General features: G+C 61.4%; 20 protein-coding genes and 2 pseudogenes. 8 read left to right on the forward strand and 14 right to left on the reverse strand.

What is annotated here, in order from left to right; translation table 11 throughout:
- Nucleotides 1-6: 6 nt before the first annotated feature.
- The 4 genes from F3089_RS02235 to gltS all read right to left on the reverse strand — a co-directional run bounded on the left by F3089_RS02235 (nt 7) and on the right by gltS (nt 4,687).
- Complete coding sequence (locus F3089_RS02235) at nt 7-579, reverse strand: nucleotidyltransferase family protein (protein ID WP_151439214.1); 573 nt, start codon at nt 577-579, stop codon at nt 7-9.
- The gene (locus F3089_RS02240; protein WP_151439215.1) at nt 579-2,924 is read right to left on the reverse strand and encodes a xanthine dehydrogenase family protein molybdopterin-binding subunit; all 2,346 of its coding nucleotides are present in this window, start codon (nt 2,922-2,924) and stop codon (nt 579-581) included. Before F3089_RS02240 ends, F3089_RS02235 begins: the two co-directional genes overlap by 1 nt.
- A gap of 2 nt (nt 2,925-2,926) precedes the next feature.
- Nucleotides 2,927-3,394, reverse strand: a complete 468-nt coding sequence (locus tag F3089_RS02245) for a (2Fe-2S)-binding protein (RefSeq protein ID WP_151439216.1) — start codon at nt 3,392-3,394, stop codon at nt 2,927-2,929.
- A 72-nt stretch (nt 3,395-3,466) separates the two neighbouring features.
- Complete coding sequence (gltS, locus tag F3089_RS02250; protein ID WP_151439217.1) at nt 3,467-4,687, reverse strand: sodium/glutamate symporter; 1,221 nt, start codon at nt 4,685-4,687, stop codon at nt 3,467-3,469.
- A 145-nt stretch (nt 4,688-4,832) separates the two neighbouring features.
- On the opposite strand from gltS, the gene F3089_RS02255 reads away from it, so the two are divergent.
- The 3 genes from F3089_RS02255 (at nt 4,833) to katG (ending at nt 8,722) form a co-directional block, all read left to right on the forward strand.
- Nucleotides 4,833-5,744, forward strand: coding sequence for a glutathione S-transferase family protein (locus F3089_RS02255; protein ID WP_151439218.1), 912 nt, complete (start codon nt 4,833-4,835; stop codon nt 5,742-5,744).
- 75 nt (nt 5,745-5,819) lie between these two features.
- On the forward strand, nt 5,820-6,341 hold the full coding sequence (locus F3089_RS02260; RefSeq protein ID WP_151439219.1) for a cytochrome b: 522 nt from the start codon (nt 5,820-5,822) through the stop codon (nt 6,339-6,341).
- 203 nt (nt 6,342-6,544) lie between these two features.
- Nucleotides 6,545-8,722 (forward strand): catalase/peroxidase HPI, encoded by a 2,178-nt coding sequence (gene katG / locus F3089_RS02265; protein ID WP_151439220.1) that lies wholly within the window; start codon nt 6,545-6,547, stop codon nt 8,720-8,722.
- 84 nt (nt 8,723-8,806) lie between these two features.
- On the opposite strand, the pseudogene F3089_RS02270 reads toward katG, so the two are convergent.
- From F3089_RS02270 to F3089_RS02295, 5 genes and pseudogenes are all read right to left on the reverse strand, one after another.
- Nucleotides 8,807-9,073, reverse strand: a pseudogene (locus F3089_RS02270) (CDGSH iron-sulfur domain-containing protein); the annotation flags it as partial.
- A 209-nt stretch (nt 9,074-9,282) separates the two neighbouring features.
- Nucleotides 9,283-10,431 carry an OmpA family protein gene (locus F3089_RS02275; protein ID WP_151439222.1) on the reverse strand — a complete coding sequence of 383 codons (1,149 nt, stop codon included), beginning with the start codon at nt 10,429-10,431 and terminating at the stop codon, nt 9,283-9,285.
- Nucleotides 10,432-10,508: 77 nt separating this feature from the next.
- Nucleotides 10,509-11,855: a hypothetical protein gene (locus F3089_RS02280; protein ID WP_151439223.1), complete on the reverse strand. Its 1,347-nt coding sequence runs from the start codon at nt 11,853-11,855 to the stop codon at nt 10,509-10,511.
- Nucleotides 11,856-11,991: 136 nt separating this feature from the next.
- Entirely contained in the window at nt 11,992-12,318 is a 327-nt protein-coding gene (locus F3089_RS02285; protein ID WP_151439224.1) for a hypothetical protein, read from the reverse strand.
- 225 nt (nt 12,319-12,543) lie between these two features.
- Nucleotides 12,544-13,101: a DUF421 domain-containing protein gene (locus F3089_RS02295; protein WP_151439225.1), complete on the reverse strand. Its 558-nt coding sequence runs from the start codon at nt 13,099-13,101 to the stop codon at nt 12,544-12,546.
- Nucleotides 13,102-13,271: 170 nt separating this feature from the next.
- Here F3089_RS02295 and F3089_RS02300 point away from each other — a divergent pair, with 170 nt between their 5' ends.
- Complete coding sequence (locus tag F3089_RS02300; protein ID WP_151439226.1) at nt 13,272-14,684, forward strand: wax ester/triacylglycerol synthase family O-acyltransferase; 1,413 nt, start codon at nt 13,272-13,274, stop codon at nt 14,682-14,684.
- Nucleotides 14,685-14,729: 45 nt separating this feature from the next.
- Here F3089_RS02300 and F3089_RS02305 read toward each other — a convergent pair whose 3' ends face one another.
- Together F3089_RS02305 and F3089_RS02310 are read right to left on the reverse strand one after the other, a co-directional pair.
- Complete coding sequence (locus F3089_RS02305) at nt 14,730-15,455, reverse strand: NYN domain-containing protein (RefSeq protein WP_151439227.1); 726 nt, start codon at nt 15,453-15,455, stop codon at nt 14,730-14,732.
- Nucleotides 15,456-15,532: 77 nt separating this feature from the next.
- On the reverse strand, nt 15,533-16,984 hold the full coding sequence (locus F3089_RS02310) for a DUF3336 domain-containing protein (protein WP_151439228.1): 1,452 nt from the start codon (nt 16,982-16,984) through the stop codon (nt 15,533-15,535).
- A gap of 155 nt (nt 16,985-17,139) precedes the next feature.
- On the opposite strand from F3089_RS02310, the gene arfB reads away from it, so the two are divergent.
- Nucleotides 17,140-17,553: an alternative ribosome rescue aminoacyl-tRNA hydrolase ArfB gene (gene arfB, locus F3089_RS02315; protein WP_151439279.1), complete on the forward strand. Its 414-nt coding sequence runs from the start codon at nt 17,140-17,142 to the stop codon at nt 17,551-17,553.
- 48 nt (nt 17,554-17,601) lie between these two features.
- Here the strand turns inward: arfB and F3089_RS02320 are convergent.
- Nucleotides 17,602-17,946: pseudogene (locus tag F3089_RS02320) on the reverse strand (NYN domain-containing protein); the annotation flags it as partial.
- Nucleotides 17,947-18,038: 92 nt separating this feature from the next.
- Nucleotides 18,039-18,965, reverse strand: a complete 927-nt coding sequence (locus F3089_RS02325; RefSeq protein ID WP_151439229.1) for an isoaspartyl peptidase/L-asparaginase family protein — start codon at nt 18,963-18,965, stop codon at nt 18,039-18,041.
- Nucleotides 18,966-19,155: 190 nt separating this feature from the next.
- On the opposite strand from F3089_RS02325, the gene F3089_RS02330 reads away from it, so the two are divergent.
- Both F3089_RS02330 and cphA read left to right on the forward strand, forming a co-directional pair.
- A complete protein-coding gene (locus F3089_RS02330) occupies nt 19,156-20,016 on the forward strand; it encodes a cyanophycinase (protein ID WP_151439230.1) in 861 nt (286 codons plus the stop codon).
- Nucleotides 20,003-22,654: a cyanophycin synthetase gene (gene cphA / locus F3089_RS02335; RefSeq protein WP_151439231.1), complete on the forward strand. Its 2,652-nt coding sequence runs from the start codon at nt 20,003-20,005 to the stop codon at nt 22,652-22,654. The genes F3089_RS02330 and cphA overlap by 14 nt, the downstream gene beginning before the upstream one ends.
- Nucleotides 22,655-22,895: 241 nt before the next feature.
- Here cphA and F3089_RS02340 read toward each other — a convergent pair whose 3' ends face one another.
- The gene (locus tag F3089_RS02340; RefSeq protein WP_225741647.1) at nt 22,896-23,360 is read right to left on the reverse strand and encodes a methyltransferase family protein; all 465 of its coding nucleotides are present in this window, start codon (nt 23,358-23,360) and stop codon (nt 22,896-22,898) included.
- An 84-nt stretch (nt 23,361-23,444) separates the two neighbouring features.
- Between F3089_RS02340 and F3089_RS02345 the strand changes: the two genes are divergently transcribed.
- Nucleotides 23,445-23,882, forward strand: coding sequence for a DUF4174 domain-containing protein (locus F3089_RS02345; RefSeq protein WP_151439232.1), 438 nt, complete (start codon nt 23,445-23,447; stop codon nt 23,880-23,882).
- Nucleotides 23,883-23,963: the final 81 nt, after the last annotated feature.

Consider the following 23,963-nt stretch of genomic DNA (forward strand, 5'->3'; position numbering starts at 1 on the left):
AGCTCTCTAGGGATAATCGAGATCGGTAAGAACACCGGCGTCCTCGACCGTCAGAAACCAGCATTGGGCTGGGTACTTCTGGATGAGCTCTCGGGCCCCCTGGTCGCCCGAGAGGCTGCACAGCTGTGACCAGTAGGCGCGTCCGAAGATGACCGGGTGGCCGGGCTGCCCCTGGTGGATCGGGCGGGTGATGCCGTCCTCCGTCGCCTGCTCACAAAGGGCGTTCAGGGTTTCGAGCTGGACCCAGGGCATGTCCCCGAGACAGATGGCTGCTGCTCCGGTCCCGGACAGTGACGGGTCGGCACTCAGGGCCCGGAAAGCATCGGCGATGCTGCTGCCCATGCCGTCGCCGGCATTGGGAGCCCTGATGGTGGGAACATCCGGTGGCAGGTTGAGGTTGGCCGGGACGTCAGTGGCGCCAATCACCACGCGTACATCCCGGAACCCCATGCGGAGGTTTTCAAGCGAAGCCGCCAGCAGCGTGCGTCCGTCCGGCAGGGCAGCCACACGCTTATCCGCATCGCCGAAGCGCCGTGAGGCGCCCGCCGCAAGGACGAGCGCGACCACGTCATTGCTCATCAGCCCGCAAGCTGATCATTAACGGGCAACTGGCGGATACGCTTGCCGGTGGCGGCGTAGATGGCGTTACAGACCGCCGGCGCCACCGGTGGCAGCCCCGGTTCACCCACACCGCCCATGGGCAGCTCCGGATCGTTATTGACCAGGTGTGTGCGGACCTGCTTAGGGGCATGTTCCATGCGGGGCACGTTGTACTGGTGGAAGTTGTTCTCCTGCACACGGCCCTCCCGGAAGGTTATCTCGCTGTGCAGGGCAATGCCGATGCCCATGACGCAGGCGCCTTCGAGCTGGGAGCGGATGCGCTCCGGGTTCACCTGGAAGCCGCAGTCGAAGGCGATGTCCGCGTTGTGGATGGTCACGCTGCCGTCATCGCCGACTTCCGCATCGATCACGATGGCCGTGTAGGACTGGAAGCTGTGGTGGAAAGCAAGCCCCAGGCCACGGCCCTTGGGCATGTCACGCCCCCAGTCCGCCTTTGCGGTCACCGTCTCGATGACATTGCGCATACGCCCGGTGTCAATCACGTAGACCGATGGATCCTCGCCGTAATTCCAGCTGTCGCCGAAATCGCGGGGATCGATCCTGCGTGCTGGACCCAGCAGTTCCAGCAGGTAGTCCCGGTGGTCCTTGCCGGCCGCCTCGGCCATCTCGGCGGCAAAGCTCTGGATGGCGAAGGCATGGGGCAGGTTGTAGACCGAACGGAACCATCCGATACGGGCGTGGGACTCGGCCTCCGGGTTCTCGAGCTGGATGGCGGGTACATCGAACGGCATGGTGTTGAAGCCCATCCCGAGCTCAAAGCCTCCCTTGTGCTCCGGGTCCTCCTGGAACAATGAGGTGATGGTCGGAGACAGCGTGCGGTGACGCCAGCCTTTGGCCTTGCCGTCCGCGTCCAGGGCACCTTCCAGCCGGTCCACGGACAGGGCATGGAAATAGGCGTGATGAACGTCGTCTTCGCGGCTCCACTGAACCTTGACCGGGCGCCCGCCGGTTTCCTTTGCCAGAAGACCGGCTTCCAGAACATAGTCGGGCTTGGACTTGCGGCCGAAACCGCCACCCAGGAGCGTCACATTCAGCGTGACGTCCTCCTTGTCCAGGCCCAGCACGCCGGCCAGCCCCTCGCGGCCGGCGCGGGGGTTCTGGATTGGTGCCCAGGCTTGGGCCTTGCCGTCCCGGAGCCGCACTACCGCGACCGGGGGCTCCATGGGCGTCTGAGCCATGTGGGGCATGTAGTAGGTGGCTTCGATGGTCTGGTCGGCACCGTCGAGAGTCTTCTGGATGTCGCCACTGCTGCGGATGACCTTGCCAGGGGACTGGGCGGCCTTTTCCAGAGCCTGGCGGTAGTCATCCGTGTTATAGCGCGCGTTGTCGCCCGCTGCCTCCATGTCCCATTCGATCTTCAGCGCATCCCGCCCCTGCATGGCGGACCAGGTGTTGCTGGCGATCACCGCCACACCACCCATTGGCTTGAAGCCGGCGGGCTCGCTGTTGGTGTCCAGGGTAACAACCTTCTCTACACCTGTGACTTTCAGCGCCTCGCTGTCATCGACACTGGCAACTTTGGCACCGAGTACCGGCGGCCGGGCGATCACGGCATGGACCATGTCGTCGAACTGGATATCCGCGCCAAAGGTAGCGCTGCCCTCGACGATCTCCTCGCCGTCGATGGCCATGGGGCGTTCAATGTTGCCGCTACCCCGCTGCCGGACCGGATCGGCCTCCTGACCGATGTAGCGGTGGGCCTCGATGGGCTTGAGCTCGATGGCACTGCGCTCCGGTACCGCCAGTTCCCGGGCGGCTTCCGCGAGCTCCCCAAAGCCAAGGGTGCGACCGGAGGCTTTGTGGGCCACTTCATGGATGCCCGCCTCGCATTCAGAGGCCGGAACACCCCATTCATTCGCTGCGGCCTGTTCCAGCATCATGCGGGCGGAGGCGGCCGCGCGGCGCATGGGGTCGTACCAGTGGCGCATGCTGCGGGAACCGTCGGTGTTCTGGTTGCCGTAGCGGTCCTGGTCGGCCCGGGCCTGCTGAACAGCAACCCGGTCCCAGTCGGCACCCAGTTCGTCGGCGGCCACCATCACCAGACTGGTACGGATACCCTGGCCCATTTCGGAGCGGTGGTTGATGATGGTGACTGACCCATCGGGGTCGATCTGGATGAAGACGTTGGGATCATCCACCCAGCCACCGGGCATGCCGGCAGCGCCGTATTGCTTCTCCTCGTCGCTGGCCAGGGCTATGTCCCAGCGGGCCGCCAGTACCAGTGCGGAGGCTCCTGCCATACCGCCAAGAAAGCGCCGGCGGCTGACGTTCGCGATCATCAGTGAGTCGTTTGATTCCGTCATGATCAGGAGTCCTCCTGCATCGCGTCGGCGGCGTAGTGGATGGCGTGCCGGATGCGGTTGTAGGTGCCGCAACGGCAGATGTTGCCGGTCATCGCGTCTTCGATCTCGGCGTCGGAGGGGGTCGCGTTCTGCTTGAGCAGCGCGGTGGCGCTCATGATCTGGCCCGCCTGGCAATAGCCGCACTGGGCCACGCCCAGGTCAAGCCAGGCATTCTGTACCTGCTGGCCCACCGGGTCTTCCTTCATGGCCTCGATGGTGGTGATCTTGCCGCCGGCGGCATTGCCCACCGTTGTGGTGCAGGAGCGGATGGGCTCGCCATCAAGGTGGACAGTGCAGGCCCCGCAGAGGGCCATGCCGCAGCCGAACTTGGTGCCCGTGAGCTGGACGATGTCGCGGATGGCCCAGAGCAGTGGCATGTCGTCCGGGACATCCAGCTCGTGGGTGGTTCCGTTGATGGTCAAGGTGGTCATGGCATTGTCTCCGCCGGTCGAATGGGTGTCTTTACGGCGTGAAAGGGCTTCCGGATTGTCGCATCAGTATAGTCATGAAAACCAGCCAGAGCCCAGAAGCAGCTGTATCAGGGTGGCATTGGCGATATCGATCAGGAACGCCCCCAGCAGGGGAATGACCAGGTATGCCTTGGGGCTGGCGCCAAAGCGTGAGGTGAGGGTGTTGATATTGGCAATGCCAACCGGGGTGGCGCCCAGGCCCATGCCGATGAAGCCGCCGCTGATACAGGCGGCGTCGTAGTCCCTGCCCAGCAGCGGGTAGACCACGAAGACCGTCAGGAGGGTGATAACGATGGCCTGAATAACCAGTACAAGGCCGATCAGGCCGATGGCGTCCTGGAGCGAGAGCAGCGGCAGGCTGATCAGGCTCATGCCCAGAAACAGCTGGAGGCTGAGGTCGCTGGCGAGCTGGATAGGGGCCGGGTCGATGGGGCGGCGGAGCAGTGCCAGCCCGTTGGAAAGCGCAATCCCCAGCAGCATGGCGGTGAGGAAGGCCGGCACACGGATGCCCATTTCCCCGAGCCCTTCATACATCCAGGAGCCGAGCGCGAAGCACAGGGCAATCAGAAGCACAGCCTGCAGCAGGCTGTTCATGTCGATCAGGTAAGACGGCGCAGTGCCGGGTGCCAGGCTGGCGACGCGCGGTTCCGTTCCACCGGGTGCGAGTCCGTGGCGGCGGATGAGCCAGGCCCCGACTGGGGCGCCCACCAGACCACCCAGTATCAGCCCGAAGGTGGCGAAGGTCATCCCCAGCGTGCGCGCATCAGAAAGGCCGAAATGATCCTCGAAAAGCTGGCCCCAGGTGAGCGCTGTGCCATGGCCGCCGGCCAGTGAGATGCTCCCGCCCACGAGCCCGTAAAGCGGGCTCTGGCCGCTCAGCCAGGCCATGAGGGTGCCGGCCAGGTTCTGGAAAACCAGCAGGACAACGGCCAGGCCAAACAGGAGCGCGAGCGCGCGTCCCCCCTCGATCAACTGCCGGAGCTGCGCGGACAACCCGATGGTGGAGAAGAAAACGATCAACAGGAGGTCGCGCAGCTGGAGATCGAAACGGATGTCCAGCTGCGTCAGCACTTCGGTCAGGGCAACCAGGCCACTGACGGCGAGCCCGCCACTGACACCCGGCGGCACATTGTAGCGGTGCAGCACCCCGGTCCAGAGGTTGAGGCGAACACCAAGCCACAGGGCCACGATCGCCAGTGCCAGGGTGACGGGGGTGCTGAGAGTCAGGAGTGTGGGGTCGGTGGCTGTATCCATGGGATCCAAGAATACGCCAGTTGTGGGTAGGAGAAACAGTCCGACGTTCACAGTGACGGCCCGGTGCTGACGCGCGGGTCTGGCCTCGCGGGCGTGGATTGGCTAGGGTCTGGCGTCTTCATTCACGGACAGAAAAGGTATTTCCATGGCTGATCTGATACTGCATCACTACCCCATGTCCCCGTTTTCGGAAAAGATCCGAGCCATGCTCGGGTATGCCGGCCTCGGCTGGGAATCCGTAACGGTGCGCGAGATGCCGCCGCGCCCGAACCTGGAAACGCTTACCGGCGGTTATCGAAAGATTCCGGTGGCCCAGGACGGCGCGGACGTGTTCTGCGATACCCGCGCCATTGCCAGGGAGATCGCCGCCCGGGCCAACCGGCCGGAACTGGTGCTGGAGGACAGCAGCGAGGCGGTGCAGGCATTCGTCCGGGAAGCGGATCTGGAGATCTTTCTGGCCTGTGTCATCGGGGCGAGTGGGCCGGGGATGATGGTCAAGCTGGCGAAGAGTACATCCACGCTCAACGCGCTGCGTTTCCTGAAGGACCGGATATCAATCGGGCGCACCGCCAGGGTATCAGCCATGAAACCGAAGCAGGCCCGCGCGAAGATCCGCGAGCACCTGGACCGGATGGAAGGCATGCTGGATACGGCGTTCCTGTTCGGCGACACGCCCTGCATTGCGGATTTTTCCGCCTACCATGGCCTCTGGTACGTGCGCGATCTTGCTGAACATTCGGTGATGAAAGGGTATCCGAAGGTGAATGCCTGGATGGACAGGATCCAGGCGTTCGGCCACGGTACGGCACGTGAACTCAGCCAGAAAGGTGCCCTGGAGAAGGCCCGCGCGACCCAACCGCGGCCAATCGAGACGGAAGGGGACGACCCAATGCTGGGCAAACAGGTCGCCATCGCCCCGGATGACTACGCCCGGGATCCGGTAGAGGGCACCCTTGTGGCGTCCAGCGCGCATGAGAGCGTCCTCAGGCTGGAGAATGAGGGGACGGGTGTGCTGCACCTGCATTTCCCGAAGGAAGGCTTCCGGATAGAGTGTTGATATCATCGGTTGCACGATGATCGCGGATCATGAAGGGTAGGGCGAGCAACGGTCACCCATGAGAGGAGGAGCGACATGATCAAGGATAACCCTGAACGCTATGGGACGATCTCCCGGGTGCTTCACTGGCTGTTTGCCGTGCTGGTGCTCTGGCAGTTCATGAAGTTCTTTGACCGTATTGGGGAAGGGGAGCACTGGGTCGGTGAGACATTGGTCCCCTGGCACGTCTCGATCGGTACCCTGCTGCTGGTGCTGATTGTGGTGCGCGTTGTCTGGGCTCTGTCGCAGGCGTCCCATAGGCCCACGCACGAGCCCCCAATCAGGTACCTGGCACGGGGTGGGCATATCCTGCTCTATGCGGCACTGGTGATCATGCCCATTACGGGCATGCTGTACATGGTCGGTGAAGGGTATGGCGTTGAGGCTTTCGGCATCACCCTGATTGCCGAAGGTGAGGAAATCGCCTGGATGCATACCGTTGGCGGCCTTCACTCGATCACTGCCTGGGTGCTTCTGGGCCTGACGCTCGCCCACATTGCGATGGCTTTCTACCATCAGTTTGTGCGGCGTGACGGCACCCTCAGGCGCATGAGCTAGGCGCTACCGGCAGGTTCTGGAGCTCATAAAGAAAAACTATTGAAATGGTCAACAAATGCAACTCTATCAATAGAGCAAGAGCCCCAGTGAATGTCGTATAGTGTCTGCAACGATGACGTCGCTCCGGGCGCGGGCAAGCCCGGGGGCGGTCGTTGTGAGTGGACCTGCTTCATTCAACACTATAGTCACGATCGGAGAGATCTATGAGCGGAAACGAAAGCAGCGGTAAGTGCCCCGTTGTCCATGGTGGTAATACCCACGTGAATGACGATGTCATGGAGTGGTGGCCGAACAGCCTGAACCTGGACATCCTTCATCAGCACGACACCAAGACCAACCCGATGGGCGAGGACTTCGACTATCGCGAAGAAGTCCGCAAGCTCGATTTCGGTCAGGTCAAGCAGGACGTTATGGACCTGATGACCGACAGCCAGGACTGGTGGCCCGCAGACTGGGGTCACTATGGCGGCCTGATGATCCGCATGACCTGGCACGCTGCAGGCAGCTACCGTGTATTCGATGGTCGTGGCGGCGCAGGCACCGGTAACCAGCGTTTCGCGCCCATCAACAGCTGGCCCGACAATGGTAACCTGGATAAGGCACGCCGCCTGCTGTGGCCGATCAAGAAGAAGTACGGTAACCGCCTGAGCTGGGCCGACCTGATCACCCTGGCGGGCAACGTTGCCTACGAATCCATGGGCTTCAAGACCTTTGGTTTCTCCTTCGGCCGCGAAGACATCTGGCACCCTGAAAAGGAAACCTACTGGGGTAGCGAGAAGGAATGGCTCGCCACCAGTGACAATGAGAACAGCCGCTACGACGAAGACCGGAACCCGGACTCCCTCGAGAACCCGCTCGCGGCGGTGATGATGGGGCTGATCTACGTCAACCCGGAAGGCCCGGATGGCACGCCGGACCCGGCGCAGACGGCGCAGGACGTGCGCGTTACGTTCCAGCGAATGGCCATGAGCGATGAGGAAACCGTTGCCCTGACCATTGGCGGACACACTGTTGGTAAATGCCATGGCAATGGCGATCCGGATAACGTTGGTCCGGCACCCGAAGGCGCAGACGTAGAGGAACAGGGCCTCGGCTTCAACAACCATGTCACGCGGAGCGTTGGGCGCGACGCAGTGACCAGTGGCCTTGAAGGCGCCTGGACCACCAACCCGACCCAGTGGGACCATGGCTACCTCGAAATGCTCCTCGACCATGAGTGGCAGGTTGTCCAGAGCCCGGCAGGCGCTAACCAGTGGGAGCCGGTGGACATCAAGGAAGAGGACATGCCGGTGGACGTGGAGGATCCGTCGATCCGCCGCAAGCCGATGATGACCGACGCCGACATGGCATTGAAGGTGGATCCGGAGTTCCGCAAGGTTTGTGAGAAGTTCAGGGCGAATCCGAAACTGCTGGATGATGCTTTCGCCCGCGCCTGGTTCAAGCTGATCCACCGTGATCTGGGCCCGAAAGACCGTTACATCGGTCCGGAAGCTCCGACCGAGGACCTCATCTGGCAGGACCCGGTACCCGAGGGCAGCTGGAACTACAACGTTGAGGCGGTGAAGAAGCAGATCGCCGAAAGCGGCCTCAGCATCAGCGACATGGTAGCCACGGCCTGGGACAGTGCCCGTACCTTCCGCCAGTCCGACAAGCGCGGTGGTGCCAACGGTGCCCGTATCCGCCTGGCGCCGCAGAAGGATTGGGTCGCCAACGAGCCGGAGCGTCTGCAGCGTGTGCTCAAGGTACTTGAGCCGATCGCGAAGCAGAATGGCGCCAGCGTGGCGGACGTGATCGTTCTGGCCGGTAACGTGGGCATCGAAAAGGCCGCGAAAGCCGCTGGGCATGATATTGCCGTGCCGTTCCGGCCCGGTCGTGGCGATGCCACCGAGGAAATGACCGATGTGGATTCCTTCCAGTGGCTCGAGCCGCTGTCGGACGCCTATCGCAACTTCCTGAAGAAGGACTACAGTGTTCAGCCGGAAGACCTGATGCTCGACCGCACCCAGCTCATGGGGCTGACCGCGCCTGAGATGACGGTGCTGATCGGCGGCATGCGGGTCCTCGGTACCAACCACGGTGGCAGCAAGCACGGTGTGTTCACGGATCGTGAGGGTCAGCTGACCAACGATTTCTTCGTGAATCTCACCGACATGTCCTACAGCTGGGTACCGACCGGCGACAACCTGTATGAGATCCGCGACCGCAAGACGGACAAGGCGAAGTGGACCGCGACCCGGGTAGACCTGGTGTTCGGCTCCAACTCGATCCTGCGTTCGTACGCGGAGGTCTACGCTCAGGACGACAACGAAGAGAAGTTCGTACAGGACTTCGTGAAGGCCTGGAACAAGATGATGAACGCGGATCGCTTCGATCTGGAATGATCATCCCAGCCTGAGCTGAGACGTAAAAAAAGCCGGGTGTGGCGTGAGCCGCACCCGGCTTTTCTGTTTCAGGGCCCCCGGTCAGGGCGCTTCGGCGCCTACATCCTCCGGACCAAATCGCTTGTGGGTGCCATCGCAGTAGGGCGCGTTGCTGGTGTGCTTGCAGCAGCACAGCGCCGCATCACCACTTTCCTCAGGGGTGAACTTCTCGGGTGTAATGCCTGTGCCTTTGTGGGAACCATCGCAGAATGGCTGGCTTTCAGACCGGCCACAGGCGCAGAACATGTAGCTCTCGCCAGCCGTAAGGCTGACCTTCATCGGCTTGTTATCCGCAACAACGGGTTGGGTCATGGTAATCCTCTCTTCTTCTCTGGGTTTCAGGGCAGCTCCGTGCACCTTCTGTGTAACGCGTACGAACGCATGCCGTCCAGAGGTCATCACGGCGTCGTCTGCTGGTGGTAGAGAATGGTCAGAAGGAAGGGACGAGGAGGAGGGAGCAGGAACGGGAGCCGGCTGGGCCGGCTCCCGGGGGTCATCCAGGGATGCGGTGGAAACGCCGCTTACTGCTGGACTTCCCGGCTGGCTTCCAGAACGGATTCCACACGGCGATTCCTGGCACGGCCTTCAGCGGTGTCGTTGTCAGCAACCGGCTGCGATTCACCGTAGCCTTCAGCACTCACCCGCTCCGCGTCGATGCCCATTTCCTCCACGAGGATCTGCTTGACGGCTTCCGCGCGGCGCTGGGAAAGGGCCCGGTTGGACTCTGCGTTGCCAACACTGTCTGTGTGGCCTTCCAGTACCAGGGTACTTTCAGGGAACTCACGCATGGCTTCGGCCACGTCGCGGATCTCCGGAAGGGAACCCTCAGTGACGTTGGCGCTGGCGGTCTCAAAGCGCACATTGAGAGTCTCGCGCACGCTTTCCTCAAGGGTCTCGTGGCAGCCCTGATCATTGACCTTCGCGCCTTCCGGCGTGTCCGGGCACTGATCGTTGCGGTTGGTTACGCCGTCATTGTCGGAGTCGCGCTCAATGGCGCAGCCCGCGTCATTCACCGGGGTGCCGGCGGGTGTGTCAGGGCAGTCGTCACGGCTGTCGGGGACGCCGTCATTGTCCGAGTCCTGCGGCTTGGCGGGCTCCTGCTGCGGGGTCGGAGCCGGTTCGTCACCGCCGGTGCCAAAGGCGTAGTTCACACCCAGATAGACCTGCGTATCCTGGCGGCTGTTATCAAGGATGAAGTCGTGGCGCGCGCCCACATCGATGAAAACATTGCTTGCGACCGCACGCTGAACGCCCACACCGATGCCGGTCAGGGTTTCAGTGTCGTCGCTGCCATTGGCGGAAAACTCATGGTGCCCGACGGCAATCCCGGCATAGGGCTCGAACCCGGCCAGGTCAAAGCTGCCAAAATGGCGGCGGCCCTCGATCACTGCGGTGTCGAGATCTGTCTCACCGCTGCCCTGTTCCGCGTCCAGCTCGCCAGTCTCATACAGTGCCTGTACGGACCAGTCGGACTGGAAGCGGTAGCCGATCTGGAGACCGGGCAGCAGGGCACTGTCGAGATCCGCGCTGTCCTGGCGCTGGCCGTTGGTGTCATGGAAGAACTGGGTGCCATGGATGCCCAGGTAGGCGTATTCTTCTGGCAGCTCCGGGGTCGCTGCTACTGCTCCGGTAGCTGTCATCAGCATGAGGCCGGCAATGGCTTTTTTCATCGGTATCTGTGTCCTGTGGTTGAATGATGCCTTTGCAGTCTATCAACCGTTAAACGGATCACAAAATGTAACCGGCGCTACCAGATCCGGCTACCGCCCTCACCGCCGGAACTGATGGAAAGCAGCACCTGGTAATCATCCAGGGAACCGCCGCGATTGAGGCGGGATTCGTACCGGTCAGCGCTGAAGCTGAGGTTAACATCCAGGCCCGTACGGTTGTGGGTGGGGGCGAGCGCCTGCCACTGCAGTTCACCGCCCAGGTACTGCCGACGCCTGTCCCGGATCTGCAGGGAGTCCACCGGTTCACGGGTGCGGCTCAGCTTGAACGTGTTGCGGTACACGAGTTCGTCCGGGATCAGCCAGGCGTCCGCAGTGAGGCGGAACAGACTCTGTTGGCCCGTCATATCCAGACTCCCGTATTCCCGGTGCTCGAACTCACCGTAAGGCTGCAGGCTGAGCCAGCCCCAGGGGGAAAGGGTGAGACCCGCAAAGAGTTCGTTGCCATGGCTGGTGACCCTTTGCGGGCCATAGCTCTCCTTGAGCTGACGGTAGCTGTAGCCCAGGGAACCGTTGTCAAAGGGGGTCAGGTTGAGAAATACCCGCCGGGAGGAGCGGGCGCCTGTCATGGACAGGTTACCAGGCGTATGGAAAGCGTCGCCCACGTGCTTTGCCTCCGCACCGAACTCCCAGCCAAGGAACGGCAGGTGCGTTTCCGGACGGTACCGGAGGGCTACCGTGTGTGCGGTATCCGAGACCTTGCGGTCCGGGCGCTGGTCAAGAGCGGAGCGCCGGCTGATGGCCTGTTCCAGTGTCAGGCGCAGCCGGTTGTCGTCCCAGCCACTCTGAATACCGACCGAGTACCCCTGCTGGTACGCCGCCCGGGAACTCCGGGAGCCGGCCACATAGCCCGCCCAGAAGGTTGTATCGGAGCCGGCGATGGGCAGTGTCGCTTCCCAGACACCCCCGGTATACCAGGGAGTATCGCCGGAAAGCTGCATCTCACGGACGGTATCGGGTGCTTCGCCAGCGCTGACAGCAAAAACCGAAAGATTGCTGTTCAGCGGCTCCAGTTCGCTTGTGGCGGAGAGCCCCCAGTCCGTATCCCCGTCAAAGAGAAGTCCCTGTCTGGCCGCCTGGTGGTGACCAAACTGGATACTCAGGTTGTCCATGCGGCTTGAGAAAAGGAAACGATCAAGGTTCAGCTTTGTTCTGGATTCTGTCTGGGCGTGGCCCTTATCCGGCGCATCTGCCGGGTCCAGCGCCCCATCCATCGTCAAGCTGAAGTTCCATTGCTTGAGGCCGCCCAGCCCCAGATCGCCGTGCGAGGCATTGAGGTTCAGCTCTCTTGGCTCCCCGGCCCACGCAAACGCCGTGGCCACCATCAGGAGCGCGATCAGGGTTGTGGCTGTGGTTTTCCGTATCATTAACAGCGCGCAGCGACCGGGAAGTGGGCTGGCATTGAGCCAACAAAGTTAGAGAGAGTATAAACTATATCCCGGAGATCGTTGATTACGAAATACAATTCGCTACAGACGGTAAGATTGTGAAGGGAATGGATACTTAATCAGAGAAATAGTCCTGCATCCAGTCAAATAATGTATCCGCGCCCACTTCGGTCAGGGGGATACTCCGGAAGGGACCGCCGGGCTCCTCGTCCAGTCCAATGAACTCAAACAGCAGGGTGCCGGGCTGCTCATCGTGAAGGATCAGCACAATCCGCCGGCGTGTGCGCAGGCAGTCAATGGTCATCACGTCCGCAGGGATGCCGCTGTTGCGCATGCCCTGGCGGACTTCCACAACAGGGTTGATGTGCTCATGCGCCTGCTGGATGCGGGCATGGGCCTCGCTGGCCAGGTCGGACAGGGTCTTGAGGGGATCTTCGGACATTGAGATACCTTAATGGCAGACATTTCGGTCAGCGTAGCAGAACGATGTAATCTGCATTGTAAGGCAAAGCGCTGGTGCGTAATCGGAAAACAGCAACAGAAGAGGAGGTGTGCCGTGTTTGATTCTGAGATTCCCCCCTTGGAAATGCTGATCCGGCTTTCGGCCGCAGTCGGGCTGGCGTTGCTTCTGGGGCTTGAGCGCGAGGTCATCAAGGGAGGCTGATCGTCAGGTCCTCCCCTCGAGCCTCGATCCGGAATAGTCCCGCACATTCCCAAGAATCCAGGAATCGGGCGCCGGGGCGGTTCCGTGGCCCCGCAGGACATGGACCGTCCCGGTGCCCTCCATGATCACCGCTTCCACATCGGCGGGATCAATCACGTTGGCCTTGCGCAGCTGGCAGCGCAGGTCGTCCTCCGTCACACGGGCCACCTGCATATTCTCGTGCAGAAGCTCCCCGCCAGGGCCCATCAGCAGGATCGGGTCATTATCGAAGGTCCTGCGGGTTGCCTCGTTGCGGCGGCGAAGCCGTGACACAACCAGTTGCAGCCCATAGAGGGTAGCGGCCGCTGTCATCCCCTGAAGCAGGGGCGGGTCGGTGGAAACGACCGAGGTTGCGAGCAACGACCCAATGGCGATGGTGACCGCCACATCGAAGGCCGACATCTGGGCAAAACTGCGCACGCCGGACCAGCGGGCGAGGAGCAGGATGGTGACGTACATCCCGGTTGAACTGAGTACGACGCCCAGCAGGGGCACAGGCGTACTTGCGAACCACTCATTCATGAGGTGTCATCCTTATTCGGCTGTGTCGGTCAGATGGGCCATCATAAATCGGGCGCGGTCATTTTCTCGATGATTGAGCCAGCTCAACATTTGCCGCCATCAACAGGCCTATAATCGAAGCCAGGGAGCCGGTGAAGCGCATCGGTTACAGCGCAGCGGGAGTGTTGGTGATGGGTGATGCACGGGAACAGATGACGGCGGTCGATACGGCCTGGTGGCACATGGAGAGTGAAGATAACCCCATGATGATCACGGGGGTACTGGTTCTGGATCGCCAGGTGGACATCCAGGCGTTCCGGGAACTGCTGGAACAGCGGCTGCTGCGCTACAGTCGGTTTTCCCAGCGTGTTACTGAGGATGACGGCAGGGCTTTCTGGGAAGAGGATCCGCATTTTTCCCTGGATAACCATCTCCATCATATAGCGCTCGCGGAGCCGTGTGATCAGCAGGCACTCCAGGATCTCGTGGGGGACCTCGCCAGCACCCCACTGGACGTCCGGCATCCCCTCTGGCAGTTCCATCTTGTGGACCATTACGAGGATGGCGCGGCCATTGTGGCACGTCTGCACCACTGCATCGCGGACGGGCTCGCGCTGGTCCAGGTGCTCATGTCCCTGGCCAGTGAAGGAAGGCTTCCTGAAGCAGAACATGTGGACCAGCTGCCCGCTGGTGGTCTGGTCAGATTCCTGACCGGATCCATGCGACGAATAGCTCAGCAGGGCGTTCACCTGGGTCATGAACTGTTCGAGGAGGGTATGGAGCTCGCTCGCCATCCTGAGCATGTCACGCACTGGTTCGAGGAAGGCCGGGCGATTGTCGGGGAAGTGGCTCATCTGGGACTGATGCCGCGGGACCCGAGCACTCACCTGCATGCCGAACTGTCGGGGCGTAAGCGCGTAGCCTGGGCTGATCCCCTGCCGCTGGCGCGGGTCAAGGAGCTTGCGCATCAGATGGAGGGCACGGTCAACGATGTTCTGGTGGCTGCTGTTACCGGTGCGCTCAGGCGGTATCTGAGCGAGGCGGACCGATACATCAAAGGGAATATCCATGTCACTATTCCCTTCAACCTGCGCCCGAAAGATCAGCCCGTTAAGTCTCTGGGCAACCACTTTGGTCTTGTGCTGGTTGAGTTACCCCTTGATGAGCCGGATGCCATAAAGCGTTTCAAAAAGGTGAAAAAGGCACTGTCGGAGATCAAGAATTCCCAGCAGCCACGGGCAACTTTTGGCCTGCTGGAACTGTTTGGCTACGGTCCCGCGGCTCTGGAGAAATTCGCTCTCAACACGCTCAGCGACAAATCGTCACTGGTTTTGACCAATGTGCCGGGCCCGCGGTCGCCTCTCAGCATTGCCGGGGCTCGAATCCTGCAACCGCTTGTCTGGGTGCCCCAGTCCGGCCACCTCGGGGTGGGGCTCAGTATCCTCAGCTACGCTGGAACCGTGCAGTTCGGCCTCATCTCGGATGACAACATGGTGCATGCACCGAATCGGGTCGTGCGGTACTTCGTTGAAAGCTTTCAAGAGCTCTATGAACAGAGTTTCGGCAACATGGGGCAGAGCCATGCCACCCCGAATCTCAAGTGATACCGCTCCGTTGGCTCTGGCGACGGAGTGGGCCCCGGACGGGCGTCAGGCGGTGGCCTTCACGTAAATGTGGGTGATCGGGGAGTCCGGCTGTGGCTTCCTCTCATCCACGGTAATATAGTCCAGTGACTTCATGAGCTGCCCCAGCTTTTCATACCCGTAATTGCGTGAGTCGAACGAGGGGTACTTCTTGTTGAGGTAGGAGCCCACCCCGGAAAGCGGTGCCCAGCCATCGTCCTTTGAAACGGTGTTTACCGCCGGAATGAGAATGTTCCGGAGATCACTGGTCTGTTCCGCATCGACGGGCTGCGGCTCGTCAGCGCTGTTGCGGCTTTTCAGTATCTCGGTGTAGATGAACTTGTCGCAGGCGGAGACGAAGGGTTCCGGCGTCTTGCGTTCACCAAAGCCGTACACCGTGAGCCCTGACTCCCGGATCCGTGTTGCCAGCCTTGTGAAATCACTGTCCGATGAGATCAGGCAGAACCCGTCGAGCTTGCCTTCATGCAGCAGGTCCATGGCGTCGATGATCAGTGCGGAGTCCGTCGCATTCTTACCTACCGTGTAACTGAACTGCTGGACCGGCTGGATGGCATGCTTGTGCAGATGCTCCTTCCAGCCCTTGAGGTTGGTTGTGGTCCAGTCGCCGTAGGCGCGCTTAACGCTGGCAACGCCGAAACGTGCGACTTCCGCGAGCAGTTCGGCGCAAAGGGAGGCCTGGGCGTTGTCTGCGTCGATCATGACAGCGAGGCGCTGGTTTTCGGTATCAGCCATTGGGGGTCCTGGTAAGATGTGTCCATTGGAACGAAGGATAGTTGCGCGGGTCATAGCATCCGGCAGGGAGTGCTGATCTACTGTTGTCGCAACTTTGCCTGAAGTCGCGCTATGCAGTCGGTGAATATCCGGCTGACCCGGGTCTGGTCGCGGATCATCGGGATGCGTGGCCAGGTGGCGCGCTCGCCCATCCGGATGTACATGGCCAGATCCTGTTCATCCGGGTTGGACAACACCTTGCGGTAAAGGCCGGGCTGAGCGGGGAACTGGATATTGATATCGCCCAGGTAGGGCTGAGTGGCCACCGAGTGGGCCTGATCCAGCAACGGCCGCAACAGTGAACGGGACCATACATTGCGGCTGACCTGAAGGGATGTGGCCAGTTGTGCCTTCAGCACGGACGTGGTCGCCTGCTTGAGCGAGGCCCTGGCGCCACTGTTCTCATGATGGTTGATGAAAGGCAGTACATGGGGATTGGCCTGGCTGACAATGGTGCGATTGACGTTGTTCAGCCGGGCCATGCGCATCAGCGGCAGGTCCCCGTGAACACTGCCGTCAATCCAGCGCTCGGTGCCCATGTAGGGCTTTTCCGCGCTGCGCTCGCCGTTGGGATCCCGCGCCCGGAGTGTTACCGGCGGATAGATCCCCGGCACCGCACAGGAGGCCAGAACGGCGGAGGAAACCAGTACGTCCGGAGCCGCCAGTGCATTGAGAAGTCGTGGCTTCTGCCGGGTGCGGGTAGGTGAGACGGAAATATTCAGAGTGCGCCCGCTGTGTTCGGCCGCTTCCCGGAAACTCATGTCGCCGACATTGCTCCGGATGTGGCGCAGCAGCTGCTGCGGGTCCATGAGATGGCGGTGTCGCCAGATCTGACCGGGTTCCAGCCACCGGAAGGCCTCAAGGTGGATGTAGTCGGGCTCATAGAACAGCCGTTCCAGCTCCTGATTGTTCCGGGAGCACACGCCACCGGCAACAATCGCGCCCATGCTCGAGCCCGCAATAACTCCAGGGAGAAGGCCCTGTTCCCAGAGGGCACGTGCAACGCCGATGTGATAGATGCCGAAAGCAGCACCGCCACTGAGCAGCAGCGCCGGCCGCCCGAATACCCGCTCGGCCTCCTGGAAAAGCTGCAGCTTGTGCGCCTCGGAAACGCCCGGCATGGGGTGGTCGCAGATGAAGTTCATGGCGTTTTCCACTTCATCCAGAAATTCCGTGGCCAGTTTTGTGGTGCCCGTGCGGGCCACGCTATAGAGCTCGGGGTTGGACAGTTCCCCGAGATGCCGGTAAAGACTTTCCTGGAGAACCCGGTTCAGCGCCGCCACATCGCCTTTTTTACGGTGAACGCGCATGGCGTAGAGGTGCTCGCGGATCAGCTTTTCATGCAGAAGATCCGAGCCCGGCCCTTCACGCCAGTCCAGCAGGCCCTCGGCTTCGTCCAGGGCCTCCGCGGCGGCGAACCATTGGTCGTAGGTTTCAGCGCGGGCCAGTTGTTTCTGCAGGTGTCTGTGATGGGTACTGGTTCTGGGCATCTTTGCTTACAATGAACGGCGTTGTGGCAACCACTGATGACGGTTGTCTGAATGGGTGGTGCTTCCAGTCAACGCATTATGCCACAAGCTCCTGGATTTCCTCGTAGATGGCCACGGCCGGACGCCGGTCAGCGCCCGCGGCAGATGATGTTGTTATGCTCAGAATATCGAACACCGTTGAAGTTGCTGACTGGGAGATCGAAATTACCCAGATCCGTGCCCAGGGGGCGGGTGGCCAGAACGTCAACAAGGTTGCCTCGGCGGTGCACCTGCGTTTTGACATCCCCAACTCCAGCCTGCCGCCGTTCTATAAGGAACGGCTGATGGCGCTCTCCGACCAGCGCATCAGTAAGGAGGGCGTGGTGATCATCAAGGCACAGTCCCACCGCACCCTTGAGCTGAATAAAGAGGACGCGATGCAGCGCCTGAAGACGCTGATCCAGGGCGCCGTGAAGCAACAGAAGGTGCGCCGGCCCACCAGACCGACCAGGTCAGCGCGGCGACGCCGCGTTGACAGTAAGACGCGGAAAGGCAAAACCAAGGCTCTGAGGGGCAAAGTCGACCCTTGATGGTGGGGGGGGCGCTGGCCGATCCCGTCGCCATGGCGATCTCCTGGCGCGTTCACCGAACCCGTACACGGTCAGCCCCGATTCGCGGATCCGTGTGGCGAGGCGCGTGAAATCGCTGTCCGATGAGACCAGGCAGAAGCCATCCAGCTTGCCTTCGTGGAGCAGGTCCATGGCATCAATGATCAGCGCGGAGTCCGTGGCGTTCTTGCCCGTGGTGTAACTGAACTGCTGAACCGGCTGGATCGCGTGCTTGTGCAGGTGTTCCTTCCAGCCCTTGAGGTTGGTGGTGGTCCAGTCGCCGTAGGCGCGCTTCACGCTGGCAACGCCGAACCGCGCCACTTCCGCCAGCAGTTCGGGGCAGAGCGAGGCTTGGGCGTTGTCCGCATCAATCATCACGGCGAGGCGGTCGTTGTCGTTTTCAGCCAAGGGGGTTCCTCTGGAATTGGGGGAAGATGGGGAAACTATATCTGATATGGCCGGGAACCTCAGTAAATGGCTGTTTTTCGACCGTCCCCTTCGACGCTCCAGCCGCGATACATGCCCTCGCAGTTGAAGGGCGTCGTGATGGCACCGTTGCGGTCCAGCGCGATGATGCCTCCGGTTCCGTTCAGGGCTGTAAGCTCGGTCATGATGACGTCCTCGGCGGCGCGTTCCAGTGACACGCTGGTGAGCCGCATGCGGGCGTCGATCTCATGGGCGGCACACAGGCGTAAAAAGGCTTCGCCATCGCCGGTTGCGGATACCGCACAGGTGGCGTCGTCGGCATAGGTGCCGGCGCCGATGACCGGGCTGTCGCCGACACGACCGGATCGCTTCGCCGTCATGCCGCCGGTGGAGGTCGCCGCTGCAAGATGGCCGTTCCGGTCGCGCGCCACAGCGCCGACGGTACCGTGACGGCGGGAGGGGTCATCGTCGAGCGTCCCTTCCGCTTCCATCTTCAGCGTTTCCTGCAACGCGTCCCACCGTTCCTGCGTGAAGAAATAGTCCTGCTCTTCGAAATCGAGCCCGGCGGTGCGTGCGACGGCAAGTGCGCCCTCGCCAATCATGAGAACGTGATCGGTGTGTTCGAGAACGCTACGGGCAGCCAATACTGGGTTCTTCGGCCCGAAGATTCCGGCGACGGCACCCGCCTGGCGATTGCGGCCGTCCATCAGGGCGGCATCCATTTCCTGCTGCTCATTGCGCGTGAAGACGGCGCCGCGACCCGCATTGAAAAGCGGTTCGTTTTCAAGGGCGCACACCGCCTGCGTCACGGCGTCGAGCGCGGAGCCATCGGCGTCGAGAACGGCTTCACCCGCGCTCAACACCCGCTCCAGGGCGGCGTGATAGTCGGCCTCACGCTCTGGCGTCATTTGATCGCGATGCAAAACGCCCGCGCCGCCGTGAACTGCGAGACTGAAGCCGCCCATCATGTCGATTCTCCAGAAGGTTCAGGTTACCTGTTGCGCATTCGACACACGGAAGCCCCGGGATTGGATGATTCCCAGTCTGTGTCGGCGCTGCAGCGACAATGAGATTCAAGCACCGCCGGCAACCAGTGTGCTATACATAGAGATGTATGATTCGGCGGACATCGTCATTTTGGGGTTTGGAGTGCAGTCAATGAGTACACCCGCCAAGAGTACCCCTGGAGGGCCGCTTGTCGCAATTGGCGGCGCGGAGGATAAGACCTCCGAGGCGGAGATACTGCGCCGTGTCCTGTCGTTGTCGAAAAAGGATGCGCCTGTGGTTGGCGTCATCACGACGGCGAGCAGCGTTCCCGACGATGTATTCGGTGAGTATCACGAGGTGTTTTCGGGCCTGGGCGCGTCGGAGGTTCTGGACATCCGGATCCGCGAGCGCAGCGACGCGGCGTCGGAACAATTCGTTGAAATGATCCGGAACTCGGACATTGTTTTCATCTCAGGCGGCGATCAGATGCGGCTGACGAACATTCTCGGCGGTTCTCCGGTTTTGGAGACGATCCGTGCGCAGCGTCAATCGGGCACCGTGATCGCGGGGACGAGCGCGGGGGCGGCCTGTCAGTCCCAGACGATGGTCTATGGCGGACCGGCCACCGATTCCCTGCGCAAGGGTGCGGTGCAGATGGCCGCCGGCTTCGGTCTGGTTGATGGCATCATCATTGATACCCACTTCCTTGAGCGTGGACGCTTTTCGAGATTGATGGAAGTCGGCGCCACCAACCCCGAATACCTGGGCGTCGGCCTGGGCGAGGATGCGGCGGTCCTGTTCGAGGGCGATGTCATGCGGGCTTTCGGGCCCGGCCATGTCATCATCGTAGACAGTTCCCAGATATCAGGCTCGAATGTGTTCGAGCTTTCGGATGGTGAAGCGGTCACCGTACACAACGTCATCATGCACGCGCTGGTCGATGGTTATGGGTTTAACCTGAAAGACCGGCGGGTCCTGGGCCCTGACGAGCTCAGGGCGGCAGGTCTGGAGCACTGGATTGCGAATTCTTGAACACCGCGCTCTGCGCGGGCCGAATTACTACAGCCGCTATAAAACCATCTACATGCGGCTCGCTATCGACCAACTGGAAGAGCGGCCGAGCGACAAGGTTCCAGGGATAGCTGACAAGCTTGAGAAGCTGATTCCCAGCATCCACGATCATCGTTGCTCGGTCGGGGAACCAGGGGGCTTCCTGAAGCGGCTCAGGGATGGTACCTGGGCTGGGCATCTGGTCGAGCATCTGGCGATCGAGTTGCAGAATCTGGTCGGCTTTTCGGTCGGCTACGGAAAAACCATCGATAGCTATGACCCCGGAATCTACAACGTAGTCTATCGCTACCGGGACGAAGCCACAGGCCTCGCCGCGGGCGAGGCTGCGGTCGAGATCGCCCAGAAGCTCTACGACGGCGAGGACGTGGACCTCGATCCCACTATCGATCGTCTGAAAGAGGTTCGCGATGCCAATGCCCTCGGCCCCTCCACCGGATCGATCGTCAATGCCGCCAGGGCTCGAAGCATTCCGGCCTATAACCTTACCGAAGGCACCAGCTACACGCAGCTAGGCCATGGCGTCAAACAGCGGCGGTTCCAGGCGACGGTGACGGATTCATCCGGAATCATCGGCCACTCGATCGCGGATGACAAGCAATGGACCAAGCAGATACTGGACAACGCCGGAGTCCCGGTGCCGCGAGGGCAAGCCTGTTATTCCTTCGAGGAGGCGCGAAGCGCGGCGGACTGGATCGGGTGGCCGGTCGTCACCAAACCACTGTCGGGCAATCATGGACGCGGCGTGACGACCGACATTACCTCCATCGAAGACCTGAAAGCCGGATATGAAGCGGCCTATGCGCATCATGAAACCGTGCTTGTGGAACGCTACATCAAGGGCGAGGACCACCGGATTCTGGTGATCGGCGGCAAACTCGTGGCCGCGGCCCGCCGTCGGCCCGCTCATGTGACGGGCGATGGAACGAACACCATCCAGCAACTCATTGATATCGAGAATTCGGATCCGCGCCGTGGCGTGGGTCATGAAAACCTGCTGACCCAGATCCATGTGGACGAACAGACCCACCGGATGCTCGAGCAGGCGGGCTATACACTGGATACCGTGCTGCCGGAAGGCGGGATTGCGTATCTGAAATCGACCGCCAATCTCTCAACGGGCGGAACCGCGACGGATCTGACCGACGACGTACACCCGGAAGTGCGGTTCACGATGGAACGGGTGGCCCGGCTTGTCGGGCTCGACGTGATTGGCATCGATCTTCTGGCTGAAAACCTGGTCTTGCCGCTGGACCAGCAGTCGGCCGGTGTCGTCGAAGTCAATGCCGGACCGGGTTTCCGCATGCACATGGCGCCGACCCACGGCACGCCCCGTCCCGTGGGCGAGCATGTGGTGGATATGCTCTTCCCCGACCCGACGAATAACGGCCGGATTCCGATAACCGCGATCACCGGCACCAACGGCAAGACAACGACGACGCGCCTGACCACGCATATTCTCCGCCAGGCAGGGCATTCCGTTGGCATGGGGTGTACCGGTACGGTCGAGATCGACAACCATGTCATCCTGCGTGGTGACTATTCCGGTCCCGGGGCAGCACAGGCCGTGCTTCAGGAGCCGACCGTCGAGCATGCCGTGCTCGAAGTCGCGCGTGGCGGCATCATGCGGCGCGGGCTGGGCTTTGACGAGAGCGATGTCGGCGTCCTGTTGAATATCGCCTCCGACCACCTGGGCGAGCGCGATATCCATACCCTGGATGAACTCGCCCGCTGCAAGACCGTCGTCGTCGATTCGGTGAAGAAGGAGGGCGGGTACTGCGTTCTTAACGCCGACGATCCACTGGTGATGGAGCACGGCACCTATTGGGCGCGCGGTGAAATCATATACTTCACCATGGATCCCGATCATCCGGAGTTGGGCGAGCACCTCAGTGACCACCGCATGGTGCTGTCCGTGAAGAACGGGAAGATCGTTCTGCTGAAAGGCAAGGTCACGGTCGACATCGTCGACGTCAACGATGTGCCGATCGCCTTCGAGGGCCATGCCCTATTCAACGTACAGAACGCGATGGCCGCGGCCGGGGCCGCCATCGGCCACGGGGTAGAGATCGATGACGTTCGTGCGGGGCTTCTGACCTTCCATCCGACACCGGCGCAGATGCCGGGCCGCACGAATTATTTCGAGGCGGATGGTGTGAAATGCCTGATCGACTACGGTCACAACGTCCCGGCGCTGGAGGCGCTTGAATCCCTGGTCAGGGGGCTGGCCACCAAGCGCCGGATCGGTGTCGCCACGGCACCGGGCAACCGGCGGGACGACGATCTACGGGCCCTGGGCGGGCAGCTCGCCAGTATGTGCGATCTTCTCTATGTCTATGAGACGGACGCCCGTGGGCGCGAGACCGGCGAGACGGCGAAGCTCATTCACAGTGGTGCCACGGATGCCGATTCGTCCGTTCAGGTGGAAACGATCCTGAGTGAACAGGAGGCAGTGGCAAAGGCCTTTGCCGAGGCGGAGGAGGGGGATTTCCTGCTGCTTCTTGTCGATGACATCGAAGGCACGACGGAACGTCTCAAGGGTCGAAGCTTCCCGACACAGGCCGAGATCGCCTCTGGTTCAAGGCGTGAGCGCACGATCTGAGCTTCGAATGGAAAGCTGTAGCTTGCAATCGTCACAAGCATCGGCCCCTACCTTCTATGGTCATATCAACGGGATGCCCTGAAACCCTCCGGGCGCCTCAGGGCCGCATACAGCACTAGGACAAAGCAGGCCAGGACAAAAACCTTGTTAACGAACCAGTTGGTCCGCCAGATCGACCACTCCGGGTCGGCCAGGAAACGCGGGCCATTCAACGCCCCTTCTTGAGCAACCAGGTTTTACATCAGATCCAGCGCCTTACCCGAGCGGCGTACTCGTCAAAGGGCTGGCCGAACAGCGCCCGCATGTGGCGTTCCTCCGGCAGGATCTGGAACCGGTTGATGTAGACGATGAATCCCGGGATAAGAAGCAGTGACAGGGCATTGGTCAGGTACAGGGCCCAGGCCAGCAGCACCACAGCAAGCCCCAGGTACATCGGGTTGCGGCTGAAGCGGTAGATCCCGTGCTCCACCAGCTGGGCGGATTTCTGGGGCGTATGCGGATTGATCGTGGTACTGGCACGCCAGAACTGCAGGACACCAATCAGGGCAATGCCGAAACCAAACGCTGCCACCACAATTGCCAGCGTCGCTGAACGCGGGAATGGCAGGGCCGCGCCGGGAACGAGCTGCGCGACACTCCACATCAGCACAGCGACGGTCAGAGCAATCAGGGGTGGGGGGATTGTCAGTTCAAGTCCTTTCTTCATGAAGCCTCCTTCGCATGAGCCTATCGTAAACCTGAATCTCCTCCAAGCGTATAACTGAAGAGGTTTGCAGAGGGAAATAGCGGGATGAAATGGTTAAACGAGGTGATCAGTCGGCCGGCCGTTCTGGCTCTCGGTTTACTCTGGTTTGGCCCAGTCATTGCGGGAGAACAGGGGATGCGTTCACTTTCGGATTTCCAATGGCGTAACCGGCTGATTCTCGTTGAAGGTGCCAATGAGCCCGATCAGCGTGTTGAGACCCTAAGGCGCCATGCTGCAGGTATCGATGATCGGGACATCGTTTGGTTTGTCGTCGGGGATCAGGGCATCCAGTCGAATCTGGAGGAGCCGGGCAGGGATCTGCAGCGGGATGTCCGCAAAACGCTCGACGCACAGCCGGAAAACGTAAGCGTTGTTCTGATCGGCAAGGATGGCGGGATTAAGCAGCGGAGCCAGGGTCTGGATGTTGCCGGGATCTTTGCGTTGATCGACACAATGCCAATGCGCAAACGGGAAAAGCGCTGAACCGGCTCAGCCATCGCTCCGGGGCGTACTGATACGCGATACCAGGCGCTGTCTCAGTGCCGTATGTCGATGACGAGCCGC

The sequence above is a fragment of the Halospina sp. K52047b genome (genome assembly GCF_008709855.1).
In the GTDB taxonomy this organism is placed as follows: domain Bacteria; phylum Pseudomonadota; class Gammaproteobacteria; order Pseudomonadales; family Oleiphilaceae; genus Halospina; species Halospina utahensis_B.

Bases quoted from the DNA above. Each gene is read 5' to 3' on its own strand.
- gltS (WP_151439217.1), bottom strand. From the start codon at position 4,687: ATGGATACAGCCACCGACCCCACACTCCTGACTCTCAGCACCCCCGTC.
- F3089_RS02340 (WP_225741647.1), bottom strand. From the start codon at position 23,360: ATGAAGAAAGGACTTGAACTGACAATCCCCCCACCCCTGATTGCTCTG.
- katG (WP_151439220.1), top strand. From the start codon at position 6,545: ATGAGCGGAAACGAAAGCAGCGGTAAGTGCCCCGTTGTCCATGGTGGT.
- arfB (WP_151439279.1), top strand. From the start codon at position 17,140: ATGCTCAGAATATCGAACACCGTTGAAGTTGCTGACTGGGAGATCGAA.
- F3089_RS02285 (WP_151439224.1), bottom strand. From the start codon at position 12,318: ATGTCCGAAGATCCCCTCAAGACCCTGTCCGACCTGGCCAGCGAGGCC.
- F3089_RS02305 (WP_151439227.1), bottom strand. From the start codon at position 15,455: ATGGCTGATACCGAAAACCAGCGCCTCGCTGTCATGATCGACGCAGAC.
- F3089_RS02295 (WP_151439225.1), bottom strand. From the start codon at position 13,101: ATGAATGAGTGGTTCGCAAGTACGCCTGTGCCCCTGCTGGGCGTCGTA.
- F3089_RS02245 (WP_151439216.1), bottom strand. From the start codon at position 3,394: ATGACCACCTTGACCATCAACGGAACCACCCACGAGCTGGATGTCCCG.
- F3089_RS02325 (WP_151439229.1), bottom strand. From the start codon at position 18,965: ATGATGGGCGGCTTCAGTCTCGCAGTTCACGGCGGCGCGGGCGTTTTG.
- F3089_RS02275 (WP_151439222.1), bottom strand. From the start codon at position 10,431: ATGAAAAAAGCCATTGCCGGCCTCATGCTGATGACAGCTACCGGAGCA.
- F3089_RS02235 (WP_151439214.1), bottom strand. From the start codon at position 579: ATGAGCAATGACGTGGTCGCGCTCGTCCTTGCGGCGGGCGCCTCACGG.
- F3089_RS02280 (WP_151439223.1), bottom strand. From the start codon at position 11,855: ATGATACGGAAAACCACAGCCACAACCCTGATCGCGCTCCTGATGGTG.
- F3089_RS02345 (WP_151439232.1), top strand. From the start codon at position 23,445: ATGAAATGGTTAAACGAGGTGATCAGTCGGCCGGCCGTTCTGGCTCTC.
- F3089_RS02330 (WP_151439230.1), top strand. From the start codon at position 19,156: ATGAGTACACCCGCCAAGAGTACCCCTGGAGGGCCGCTTGTCGCAATT.
- F3089_RS02260 (WP_151439219.1), top strand. From the start codon at position 5,820: ATGATCAAGGATAACCCTGAACGCTATGGGACGATCTCCCGGGTGCTT.
- F3089_RS02240 (WP_151439215.1), bottom strand. From the start codon at position 2,924: ATGACGGAATCAAACGACTCACTGATGATCGCGAACGTCAGCCGCCGG.
- F3089_RS02300 (WP_151439226.1), top strand. From the start codon at position 13,272: ATGGGTGATGCACGGGAACAGATGACGGCGGTCGATACGGCCTGGTGG.
- F3089_RS02255 (WP_151439218.1), top strand. From the start codon at position 4,833: ATGGCTGATCTGATACTGCATCACTACCCCATGTCCCCGTTTTCGGAA.
- F3089_RS02310 (WP_151439228.1), bottom strand. From the start codon at position 16,984: ATGCCCAGAACCAGTACCCATCACAGACACCTGCAGAAACAACTGGCC.